This is a genomic window from Marinifaba aquimaris (assembly GCF_013328345.1).
Lineage (GTDB): Bacteria > Pseudomonadota > Gammaproteobacteria > Enterobacterales > Alteromonadaceae > Marinifaba > Marinifaba aquimaris.
This window is the reverse complement of sequence record NZ_JABULX010000005.1, coordinates 197,676-209,197: the sequence shown is the minus strand read 5'-3', so window position 1 is coordinate 209,197 and position 11,522 is coordinate 197,676. Positions and strand designations below refer to the sequence as shown.

The 11,522-nt window shown below is 40.2% G+C and carries 10 protein-coding genes and 1 pseudogene; 7 read left to right on the top strand and 4 right to left on the bottom strand.

Annotation, left to right across the window (positions count from 1 at the left end):
- A pseudogene (locus HR060_RS05700) lies at positions 1–207 on the top strand (integrase core domain-containing protein); the annotation flags it as partial.
- Between the two features lie 49 nt (positions 208–256).
- Here HR060_RS05700 and gyrB read toward each other — a convergent pair.
- Genes gyrB through dnaA form a run of 4 tightly spaced genes read right to left on the bottom strand, consistent with a single transcriptional unit; the run spans position 257 to position 6,377 of the window.
- Positions 257–2,674: a DNA topoisomerase (ATP-hydrolyzing) subunit B gene (gene gyrB / locus HR060_RS05695; protein WP_174199315.1), complete on the bottom strand. Its 2,418-nt coding sequence runs from the start codon at positions 2,672–2,674 to the stop codon at positions 257–259.
- 13 nt (positions 2,675–2,687) lie between these two features.
- On the bottom strand, positions 2,688–3,791 hold the full coding sequence (gene recF / locus HR060_RS05690; RefSeq protein WP_174199314.1) for a DNA replication/repair protein RecF: 1,104 nt from the start codon (positions 3,789–3,791) through the stop codon (positions 2,688–2,690).
- Positions 3,792–3,835: 44 nt separating this feature from the next.
- Positions 3,836–4,939 (bottom strand): DNA polymerase III subunit beta, encoded by a 1,104-nt coding sequence (gene dnaN, locus HR060_RS05685; RefSeq protein WP_174199313.1) that lies wholly within the window; start codon positions 4,937–4,939, stop codon positions 3,836–3,838.
- A 16-nt stretch (positions 4,940–4,955) separates the two neighbouring features.
- A complete protein-coding gene (dnaA, locus tag HR060_RS05680) occupies positions 4,956–6,377 on the bottom strand; it encodes a chromosomal replication initiator protein DnaA (protein ID WP_174199312.1) in 1,422 nt (473 codons plus the stop codon).
- 399 nt (positions 6,378–6,776) lie between these two features.
- Between dnaA and rpmH the strand changes: the two genes are divergently transcribed.
- The 6 genes from rpmH (at position 6,777) to HR060_RS05650 (ending at position 11,520) form a co-directional block, all read left to right on the top strand.
- The gene (rpmH, locus tag HR060_RS05675) at positions 6,777–6,911 is read left to right on the top strand and encodes a 50S ribosomal protein L34 (protein WP_055439485.1); all 135 of its coding nucleotides are present in this window, start codon (positions 6,777–6,779) and stop codon (positions 6,909–6,911) included.
- Between the two features lie 8 nt (positions 6,912–6,919).
- Positions 6,920–7,282: a ribonuclease P protein component gene (gene rnpA / locus HR060_RS05670; RefSeq protein ID WP_174199311.1), complete on the top strand. Its 363-nt coding sequence runs from the start codon at positions 6,920–6,922 to the stop codon at positions 7,280–7,282.
- Positions 7,246–7,503, top strand: a complete 258-nt coding sequence (gene yidD / locus HR060_RS05665) for a membrane protein insertion efficiency factor YidD (RefSeq protein WP_174199310.1) — start codon at positions 7,246–7,248, stop codon at positions 7,501–7,503. The genes rnpA and yidD overlap by 37 nt, the downstream gene beginning before the upstream one ends.
- A gap of 8 nt (positions 7,504–7,511) precedes the next feature.
- A complete protein-coding gene (yidC, locus tag HR060_RS05660; RefSeq protein ID WP_174199309.1) occupies positions 7,512–9,155 on the top strand; it encodes a membrane protein insertase YidC in 1,644 nt (547 codons plus the stop codon).
- 108 nt (positions 9,156–9,263) lie between these two features.
- Positions 9,264–10,640 carry a tRNA uridine-5-carboxymethylaminomethyl(34) synthesis GTPase MnmE gene (gene mnmE, locus HR060_RS05655; RefSeq protein WP_174199308.1) on the top strand — a complete coding sequence of 459 codons (1,377 nt, stop codon included), beginning with the start codon at positions 9,264–9,266 and terminating at the stop codon, positions 10,638–10,640.
- Between the two features lie 325 nt (positions 10,641–10,965).
- Positions 10,966–11,520: a hypothetical protein gene (locus HR060_RS05650; RefSeq protein ID WP_174199307.1), complete on the top strand. Its 555-nt coding sequence runs from the start codon at positions 10,966–10,968 to the stop codon at positions 11,518–11,520.
- The last annotated feature ends 2 nt before the right edge of the window (positions 11,521–11,522 follow it).

Below are 11,522 nucleotides of genomic sequence, written 5' to 3'. Positions count from 1 at the left end.
GTTCAATGACAGATGGTTATGACTGCTATCAAAATGCACTGGCTGAGAGTAAACGGTATTCTTAAAAACGAATACTTGTTAATGAAACCAAATAACCTAAATGAGGCAAGGGAAATGGTAAAACAATCAGTCGATTTATATAATCAACAAAGGCCACATTCGGCCTTAAAATACAAAACGCCCGATGAAATTCATCAGGCGTTTTAATCAAAAAAGTGTCAACCCATACTAGGATGGGTCACTAGTTAAAGAAACATTAGACGTCTAAGTTTGTTACTTCTAACGCATTTGTCTCGATAAAATCACGTCTCGGTTCAACTTGGTCACCCATTAATGTTGAGAATAATTGATCTGCACCAATTGCATCTTCAATAGTCACTTTCAACATGCGACGCGTTTCTGGGTCCATTGTTGTTTCCCAAAGTTGATCTGGGTTCATCTCACCTAGACCTTTGTATCGTTGGATATAAAGACCACGACGCGACTCAGCCATTAACCATTCATAAGCTTCTGCAAAGCTGGTGACAGGCTTAACTTTCTCGCCACGGCGCACTTCTGCACCCTCTTCAATTAACGAGCTAATTGTGCCACCTGCTTCAACAAGTGTCGTGTAATCAAGTGTATTGATAAAGTCATGGTTAACTTTATAAACATAATCAACACCATGTGTTCTGATATCAAATTGCGCTATATATTCATTGCGCTCTTCATCATGAACAACTTGTGCGTTGTAAATAGACTCACTGCCTTGCTCTTGGTTTAACTTCTCAAGTGCTTTATCAGTCCATGCTTGAACTTTAGCTTGGTCTGCTAAATCAGCGTTCGTTAACTTATCAGCGAACTGGATAACTTCAATTAACGAGTTATTCCACGTACGAGATAAACGCTCAATGATCTTATTCGCTGTTTGGTATTTAACAACAATACTGTGTAAGCCTTCACCTGTGATACCTGGTGCTTCAGGGTTTACATGGAAGCTAGTACCGTCCAACGCTAAGTTTGTTAAGTACTCAGTAAGCGCATCTTCATCTTTAATGTATTGCTCTTGCTTACCTTTTTTCACTTTATAAAGTGGTGGTTGTGCAATAAAGATATGACCACGCTCGACTAACTCAGGCATTTGACGATAGAAGAACGTCAGTAATAAAGTACGAATGTGCGAACCATCCACATCGGCATCGGTCATGATAATGATTGAGTGGTATCTTAGTTTTTCTACATCGTATTCATCTTTACCAATACCACAGCCTAAAGCGGTGATTAATGTGCCCACTTCTGCTGAAGATAACATCTTATCAAAACGCGCTTTTTCTACGTTTAGGATCTTACCTTTTAACGGCAGGATAGCTTGGTTTTTACGGTTACGACCCTGCTTAGCTGAACCGCCGGCTGAGTCACCCTCCACTATGTATAGTTCTGATAATGCAGGATCTTTTTCCTGACAATCGGCTAATTTACCTGGTAAACCTGCGATATCTAACACACCTTTACGACGTGTCATTTCACGTGCTTTACGCGCCGCTTCACGCGCTCTAGCAGCATCTTGAATCTTACTGATAACAGCTTTTACATCACCTGGGTTTTCCAATAAGAACTCTTGAAGTTTTTCACCCATTGATTGCTCAACGGCTGATTTAACTTCACTCGATACCAGTTTGTCTTTTGTCTGAGAAGAGAATTTCGGATCAGGTACTTTCACAGAAATAACAGCAGTTAGACCTTCACGAGCATCATCACCCGTTGTCGATACCTTCTGCTTTTTGTTCATCCCTTCTTTTTCCATGAAGCCATTCAGTGTACGAGTTAATGCAGCACGGAAGCCCGCTAAGTGTGTACCACCATCACGTTGCGGAATATTATTTGTGAAACAGAAGATGTTTTCTTGGAATGAATCATTCCACTGCATTGATACTTCAACACCAATGCCGTCTTCACGTTGAGTAACAAAGCTAAAAGCATTTTTGTGGATTGGCGTCTTATTTTGGTTTAAGTACTCAACAAACGCTTGAATACCACCTTCGTATTTGAAGTGGTCAGTCTTACCATCACGCTCATCTTTTAAGATAATAGATACGCCAGAGTTCAAGAAACTTAACTCACGTAAACGCTTCGCAAGGATGTCATAGTGGAATTTAGTGTCAGAGAAAGTCTCTTCTGATGGCCAGAAACGAATCTCTGTACCCGTTTTCTCAGTATCGCCGACTACACCTAATGGCGCATCTGGCTCACCATGTGTATAAGTTTGCTCATGTACATGGCCTTCACGCTTAATAGTAAGCGCTAACTTTACAGATAAAGCATTAACTACTGATACACCAACACCGTGTAAACCACCAGATACTTTATAAGAGTTGTCATCGAATTTACCACCGGCGTGAAGTACGGTCATAATTACTTCAGCTGCCGATACGCCCTCTTCAGGGTGAATAGCAGTAGGAATACCACGGCCATCATCACTGACACTTACCGAGCCATCTGAGTGAATAGTAACTACGATATCTTGACAGTGACCCGCCAAGGCTTCATCAATACTATTGTCGACGACCTCAAATACCATGTGGTGAAGACCGGTACCATCATCTGTATCACCAATGTACATCCCGGGTCTTTTACGAACCGCATCAAGTCCTTTTAATACTTTAATCGACGACGAATCGTATGATTGTTCTGACATATTTATGACCTTGTTAATTTACTTTTTCACCATGTTCCACGTGGAACATGCTGTATTCACAATTCAGTTTATCTACTATATTGACTTTATCTTTCTCAACACAGCTAATAAAAATTTGATTATTAGCACTCGTAAAATAGTTAAACAGTCGAGTTAACGTGGCATCATCTAATTCAGCGGCAATATCGTCGATAAGCCAAATGCACGTTTTAGCAGTTTCATTACGTATAAATGTCTCTGCTGCCAATAACAAAGAAAGTACTAGTAACTTGAGCTCACCCCGAGACAATACTTGTCTTGCAGCAATTGAATCAAAACCGACAAAAATATCATCACGATGGACGCCACTTTGTGTCGTTTTACGTTTCAAATCACTGTAGATTTGGCCGCTTAGTACTTCAGCAAATTCGGCCTTATCAGACCAACCTTGCTTATAAATAATATCTAATACTTTATTTGTTACTGCATTATCTTGAGCAGGGTTAGCTAATTCTCGATAAAAGTTGGCAACTAGAGGTGCAATTTTATCGGTAACCTTTTTCCTTAACTCAGAAATAGATAAATTTAATTCAATGAATTTAGCATCCCAAGCTTGCACTAGAGCGCGATCATTCATCTTAAGTGCCTGATTCCTTTGTGCTAAAGCACGATCAAACTCTTTATATAGCTGGCTGATATTTTGATGTTCCACGTGGAACACTATCCAATCGATGAATTTACGTCGAAAACTTGGAGAGCCATCTAACAACTCAACAGTCATTGGCGTACAAGTCACAATTGGAAAGTAGCTCGATAAGACACTTTGCTTACGAATAGTCTCGCCGTCTATTCGTATTTCCTTGTCACCTTGCTTACTTTTACGTAAACCAAATTTATGCTGTATATCATCAACTTCAGCACCAGCCATAATGGTGAAGTCTTCTTGACCTAGTCTTATCAATTCAGAATGTTTATTGGTTCTGAATGAGCGACCAAGCCCTAACATACTAATCGCTTCGAGTAGTGACGTTTTGCCACTACCATTTGCGCCTACTATCAAATTACAGTTGTCGTGAGGCGCTAAACTGATTTGTGCTATGTTTCTTATATTACTTACAGCGAGTTTATTTATTTTCATTAAGCACTAGCACAAAACAGAAAAAGACAGCTTAAGCTGTCTTTTTATAATCGCATCGGCATTACAACATAGACTGCCGAGTCGTCTTTATTATCTTCAATTAACGCACTTGAGTTTGCATCACCTAAAGTGATCTTCACTTCATCTGATTGCAAGGCATTTAAAACATCTAGGATATAGGCCACATTAAAGCCAATTTCCAAGTCATCACCTGTGTAGTTAACGTCAACAACTTCTTCAGCTACTTCTTGCTCTGGGTTATTGGCCGTAATCGTTAATTCATTAGAAATTAAGTTAAGGCGAACACCGCGGAACTTTTCATTAGATAAAATAGCAGCACGAGAAAAAGCTTGTTTTAAATAGTCTTTTTCACCCGTTACCGTCTTATCACCATCTTTTGGTAACACACGACGATAATCAGGGAAACGGCCATCAACTAATTTACTGGTGAAGGTAAAATTGTCACTTGTTAAGCGAATGTGGTTTGAACCAACCGACACATAAATATTATCTTCAGAGTCATCAATCAAACGTAGAATTTCAGTCACACCTTTACGAGGAATAATCACTTGAGATTCATCAAGCGACTCGTTTTCTAACTGAGTTTGACTAAGCGCTAAACGGTGACCATCTGTAGTAACACAACGAATCGTCTGATCTTGCGTTTCAAGCGACATACCATTTAGGTAGTAACGTACATCTTGTACAGCCATAGCAAACGATGTTTTGTCGATTAAGCCACGTAAACTCTTCTGGCTAATCGCAAAGTTGATTTCACTCTGCCACTCTTCCAAGTTAGGGAAATCTTTCGCTGCTAATGTAGATAATGAATATTTGCTTCGACCCGATTTAATAACAAGTTTGTTGTCCATTAAATTGAATTCGATCAGCGCAGAATCGTTTAAGCCTTTACAAATATCGAATAACTTCTTCGCTGGCACGGTAATGCGGCCATCTTCTGAAGCTTGAACTAACTCAACAGAAGCAATAAGTTCAACTTCTAAGTCAGTACCTGTAATCGACAAAACACCATCATTAATATCGAGTAAAACGTTCGATAAAATGGGTAATGTGTGACGTCTTTCAACAGTGCCTGTAGCAAGTTGTAAAGGTTTAAGGATATCTTCCCTACTGATGGCAAATTTCATTTTTATTATCCAGTGCTTAAGATGACAAGGTACGAACTAAATTCAAATAATCTTCTTTGATATCTTGGCTTTCTTCTCTAAGTTCATTGATCTTACGGCATGCATGAAGAACAGTAGTATGATCACGACCACCAAATGCGTTACCAATTTCAGGCAAGCTGTGGTTCGTTAATTCCTTAGAAAGGGCCATTGCCATTTGACGAGGACGGGCAACACTTCGGCTACGACGCTTCGACAAAATATCAGCTACTTTGATCTTATAATACTCAGATACAGTACGCTGAATGTTCTCTATTGTAACGAGTTTTTCTTGTAATGCGAGCAGGTCGCGTAAGGCTTCTTTAACAAAATCAATGGTAATAGGTTTACCAGTAAAATTAGCATTGGCCCCTACACGATTTAATGCGCCCTCAAGCTCACGAACATTAGTTCGTAAACGCTTAGCAATAAAGAATGCAACTTCGCTTGGTAAATTGATTTTCGACTCTTTCGCTTTTTGCATCAGAATCGCAACTCGCGTTTCTAACTCTGGTGGCTCAATTGCAATCGTTAAGCCCCAGCCAAAACGAGATTTTAATCTATCTTCAACACCTTCAATTTCTTTCGGGTAGCGGTCACTGGTCATAATGACTTGCTGATTACCTTCAAGCAATGCGTTAAAGGTATGGAAGAACTCTTCTTGTGAGCGTTCTTTATTAGCGAAGAATTGAATATCATCAATCAGTAACGCATTAACTGAGCGATACGCTTTTTTGAACTGCTCAATAGAGTTGTTTTGTAACGCTTTAACCATATCTTGAACAAAGCGCTCTGAATGCATGTAAACCACTTTTGCATCAGGGTTACGTGCCAAAATCTCATTACCAACAGCATTTAATAAGTGCGTTTTACCTAAACCTGTTCCACCATACAAAAATAAGGGGTTATAAGCACCACCCGGGTTATCGCCTACTTGAGTGGCGGCCGCACGAGCTAACTGGTTAGATTTACCTTCAACGAAGTTATCAAATGTGTAGTGTTCTTTGATATTAGATTTAAGCTGAATACTGTTCGCCGTTTTACCACCGCGCGTATTAGGCACATGCACAGGCGTAGCAGGCGAAAAACTCGCTTTGCTCGGACTGGCCTTTTTGCCCATTTCGAATTTTGGTGTATTAACCTTAGGCTGTTCAGTTGGTGCTTGTTCTTGTGCTGGCTTACTACCTACCTCTAATTGCAGGTTTGGTGATTCACCATTATTAAGCTCTTTATATACAGTCGAAATTAACTCTGTATATTTATCACGCACCCAATCACGCACAAACTGGTTTGGTGAATATAAAACTAAAACACCATTTGTTTCGTGACTTTGTAATGGACGGATCCAAGTATTGAATTCTTGCGTGGGCAGCTCTTGCTGCATTCTATCTTGACAGGCTTGCCATAGCGATTGAGTCAAGATGGTCTCCATTAATATTCTTGTAATCGGACGATTTCAACAGATTCTATCCACAGATTCAAGTCTTGTTGATAACGTATTTACAATATGACACAAAATAACCCGCAAGACACTGTTTTATAAGGACTTTAAGGGCTTTTAATTTTTGTTATAAACAATGGTATTTTAGCGCTTTTTTTACTTAAAATGTGCTTGACTTTACAGAAAAAACAAAACCTGTGGATAATTTAAACAATTACTAGCAATAAGCTAAAAGTTATTCAAAAAAGCAGCTTTTTTGATCAATCATTTTGATCAAATAATTGCCTTTATAAATTGGCTCGTATATAATTCGCGCCCCTTTAAAGGTATCCGACCTGTCGCTCAGGTCAAAATTTGCAAATTTTTGGAAGTATCATTATGAAACGTACATTTCAACCAAGCGTATTAAAGCGCAAGCGTACTCACGGTTTCCGTGCTCGCATGGCTACTAAAAACGGTCGTCAAGTGTTAGCTCGTCGTCGTGCAAAAGGACGTAAAGTTTTAAGCGCGTAATAACTAGCTTGAAATCGTATCCTTATGGTCGGGAGTTAAGAGTTTTAACTCCCGCCCAGTTCTCCAACATTTTCAATTCCAATCCTCGCAAATTTGCGTGTCGCCTTTATACCATCCTACTTTGTAAAAACGACCTCGATAATCCTAGACTCGGGTTTACAATATCAAAGAAAAAAGTGAAATTAGCGGTTAACAGAAACCGTGTAAAACGTATCGTTCGTGATAATTTCAGACTCAATCAAGCAGAATTACCCAATGTAGACATGGTATTTATTGCTCGTCAGGGTATTGATCAGGTTGATAACGCTCAAATTCACCAGGAGTTGAACAACACATGGCAAAAATTAAGAAAATTTGCCAACAAACTGTAATTCTACCTATTCGGTTTTATCAGGTTGCAATTAGCCCTATGCTGGGTCCAAATTGCCGCTTCACTCCAACTTGTTCGCAATATGCGATAACCGCAATAGAAAAGCACGGGATCGTAAAAGGGACTTGGCTCGCCAGCCGTCGCATATTAAAATGCCACCCCAATAATCCGGGTGGATATGACCCTGTCCCAGAAAAAATTCAAAAATCACAAAGAGACTAAGTAACTTTATGGAATCGCAAAGAAATTTTTTACTGATTGGCTTATTGCTAATGTCAGTATTAATTTGGCAACAGTGGCAAGTTGATCAACAACCTGCACCCGCGCCGACCGAAGAAGTAGCGACGAGCAGTCAAACTGCAACTAAAGCTATTACAAACAACACAGGTATCGCTGCCGATGTACCCGTAAGTGCATCAGACGTAAACACAGTTAAAGCGAGCCAAGCAGGTTTCATAACTGTTAAAACAGATGTTGTTGACGCTAAAATCAGCTTAGTTGGTGGTGATGTTATTGAACTTAACCTTCTTCAGTTCCCAACTGAAAAAGACGGTGACACTGCCTACCCATTATTTAAACGCGAAGCAGCTGTGCTTTATCAAGCACAAAGTGGTTTAACAGGTGTTGATGGCCCAGATGCTAGCCGTGCAGGTCGTCCTTTCTACCAAACAGCGCAAACCGAATACGAGTTATCGTCTGATGAATTAAAAGTACCGTTAACGTTCACTAATGCTGAAGGCTTAACCGTGACTAAAGTATTCACATTCAAGCGCGGTAGCTACACAGTTAACGTTGATTTCTTAGTAGATAACCAATCTGAACAAGTACGTCAGGTGCAATTATTTACTCAGTTAAAACAAAGCACAGCAGTAGGCCCTGGCGGCAGCATGATGATGCCAACATACCGTGGTGCAGCTTACTCAGCAAACGATGACAACTACGAAAAAGTCGATTTTGATGATTTCTACGATCAAGATCTACGTGTCTCAACTAAAGGTGGCTGGTTAGCGATGATCGAGCACTATTTCGTCAGTGCTTGGGTACCAAATCAAAACATCAAAAATGAAATCTCTACGACAACAACGTCTACAGGTGATGCCATTATCCGTGCTAAAGGTCCAGCAATTGATATCGCACCGGGTGCAACAGAAACGATTTCAGCGACGTTATACGCAGGTCCTAAAGACCAAGACGTATTAGAAAGCTTAGCTAAATACTTAGACTTAACCGTTGATTACGGTATGTTGTGGTTTATCTCTATCCCACTATTTGACCTACTTAAAATCCTTTACAGTTTTGTTGGTAACTGGGGTTTTGCCATCATCTTAATCACTGTCATCGTTAAAGGTGCAATGTACTGGTTAACGAAGAAGCAATACACATCAATGGCGAAATTACGCCAGCTTCAACCAAAAATTGAAGAGTTAAAGCGCCGCTGTGGTGAAGACCGTCAAAAGATGTCTATGGGCATGATGGAGCTTTACAAGAAAGAAAAAGTAAACCCAATGGGTGGTTGTTTACCTATGCTAGTACAAATGCCTATCTTCTTAGCCTTGTACTGGGTATTCGTAGAAAGTGTTGAGTTACGCCACGCTGACTTCGCACTTTGGATCAACGATTTATCACAACAAGACCCATACTACATTTTACCTATCTTAATGGGTGCAAGTATGTACTTCATGCAGAAGTTACAACCTACACCAATGACAGATCCGGTACAGAAGAAGATCTTCCAATACATGCCAGTTATGTTCACTATCTTCTTCTTATGGTTCCCAGCAGGTCTGGTTTTATACTGGTTAGTATCTAACTTGATCTCATTGGCTCAAATGGTTTGGATTAACAAACAAATTGAGAAACAAGGGTTAAAATAGCCCGATAGCCATTTGCAATAAGCCTGCTTTTTAGCAGGCTTTTTTATTCGACACTCAATAAGCAATTACCTACACTCAGCTTAGTTTAGAAAGAACAGACAAATCATCATGCTACAAAATCAAGATTCAATTGCCGCTATCGCAACCGCACCAGGCCGTGGTGGGGTGGGTATTATTCGTGTTTCGGGTAGTTTAGCCACCCAAGCAGCCGAGCACATACTGCACAAAGTACCGAAAGTCAGACAGGCAGAATACTTAAAGTTTCATGATGGTGATGGCAATTTAGTTGACCAAGGCATCGCCCTATTCTTTAAAGGCCCGCACTCGTTTACTGGTGAAGACGTACTGGAATTACAAGGCCATGGTGGCCCAGTTATTCTTGATATATTGCTAAATGCGATACTGAATTTAACTGGTATTCGGATGGCAAACCCGGGTGAATTCTCAGAGCGTGCGTTTTTAAACGACAAGCTAGATTTAGCCCAAGCAGAAGCGATTTCTGACCTGATCGAATCGTCATCTGAGCACGCAGCTAGAAGTGCGTTACAAACGCTACAAGGTGAATTCTCGAAGCAAGTTAACGCCCTTAACGAGCACATCATCAATTTGCGTATGTATGTCGAAGCGGCGATAGATTTTCCAGAAGAAGAAGTCGACTTTTTAACCGACGGTAAAGTGCTAGCCGATTTACAGGGCATCATAGAACAAACCAAAACGGTACAGAACAAAGCGCAGCAAGGCGCTATTTTAAAAGAAGGGATGCGCGTGGTTATTGCCGGTCGCCCTAACGCCGGTAAATCAAGCTTGCTGAATGCGCTATCAGGTAAAGACTCGGCCATTGTCACTAACATTGCAGGGACAACGCGTGACGTATTATCTGAACAAATTCATATCGACGGTATGCCATTACATATTATCGACACCGCGGGCCTTCGTGAAAGCCCAGACGAGGTCGAACAAATTGGTATCGAGCGCGCATGGAAAGAAATAGCCAATGCCGATCGCGTCATGTTAGTAGTTGATGCCAACGATACCGAACACAGCCCGGAAGATTTCTGGCCTGAGTTTTTTGAAAAACTACCTAGCGATATGGGCGTGACGTTAGTACGCAATAAAATTGATGAATTATCACAAGATGCGATAGAGAAAGCCGGTTATACCGAAGAAGAGCCTTATCCTGTCGTGCGCGTTTCCGCGAAAACTCACGATGGTTTAGACGCATTAAAAGAACACCTAAAAGCCTGTATGGGTTATCAAAGTTCAACAGAAGGCCAGTTTATGGCACGCCGTCGCCACCTTGATGCCATCGCCCGCGCCTTAAGCCAATTAGAAAACGGCTTATACCAACTCGAATCTGCCGCTGCCGGTGAACTACTAGCCGAAGAGTTAAGACTGGCGCAACAACACCTTAATGAGATCACAGGTGAATTCACCTCAGACGACTTGCTTGGCAAGATCTTTAGCTCGTTCTGTATTGGTAAGTAAGCGAGCTGTTTAAATAGGTCAAAGCTAAGCTTTGCAGCAAAATTTATCATCAAATCTTGAATGACTATAAACCGTAATTGTGAAAACAATGGCGGTTTTTTTATACCCCGCCGTTTATCAACCCAACTTCCTGCCTAATACCAAAAGCAGTAATAGTCCTGTTTTTATCCATAGCTAAACTAGGGGTTGTTTAAAAAATAAGCATGCCGTAGAGTATTGATAATATTAAAATTAATAATATGTGAAACAAGAAAGTTATTTCAGTAAAAATCGGCAATGTTCCTGCTAATAAACTGTTATATGAAAAAGCGAAATAAGGAGTGTTTTGACAATGGTAAAAAAGATGATAGGTGCTTTAGCGATATTTAGTGCAAGTACATACAGTTCACCATCAAATTGTCTTTTGGAAAAGATGACGCCTATGGAAAGCAATGTCATCTCTTTTTTTCATCCCTTTAATAGTTGTAATGAGGTTAGAGCTGAAACTGGTGAGTTAGTTGGACTAAAGATCATCAAAGAAAAAAGCGTCATAACTGCATCTTATGGTAACCATGAAGACTTTCATCCCGATTCACTATCAATCACAAATAGTATAGATAGAGCATCTACTCGTGACTTATTCTGGAATCTATTCTCAGATAACAATGCAATTAACAAATTTGTTGAAATACAAAGAGAACGACTTAAAGGAACAAAAGTAAAAGGCATTTTGATAAAAAAGGATACCGTGGCATTTTATGAAATAGGTGCAAAGAGTGCCCCAGAGCCCCACTCCATTACGTATTTCTTTGATCCCGAGATGCCTGATAGATATTTCTCACTTGGATTTACTAACATAGACGAAGCAAAAATAATGTCATTAGCCTTAAAAATGGAATAAGA

Bases quoted from the DNA above. Each gene is read 5' to 3' on its own strand.
- recF (WP_174199314.1), bottom strand. From the start codon at position 3,791: ATGAAAATAAATAAACTCGCTGTAAGTAATATAAGAAACATAGCACAA.
- rpmH (WP_055439485.1), top strand. From the start codon at position 6,777: ATGAAACGTACATTTCAACCAAGCGTATTAAAGCGCAAGCGTACTCAC.
- dnaN (WP_174199313.1), bottom strand. From the start codon at position 4,939: ATGAAATTTGCCATCAGTAGGGAAGATATCCTTAAACCTTTACAACTT.
- mnmE (WP_174199308.1), top strand. From the start codon at position 9,264: ATGCTACAAAATCAAGATTCAATTGCCGCTATCGCAACCGCACCAGGC.
- yidC (WP_174199309.1), top strand. From the start codon at position 7,512: ATGGAATCGCAAAGAAATTTTTTACTGATTGGCTTATTGCTAATGTCA.
- gyrB (WP_174199315.1), bottom strand. From the start codon at position 2,674: ATGTCAGAACAATCATACGATTCGTCGTCGATTAAAGTATTAAAAGGA.
- yidD (WP_174199310.1), top strand. From the start codon at position 7,246: ATGGCAAAAATTAAGAAAATTTGCCAACAAACTGTAATTCTACCTATT.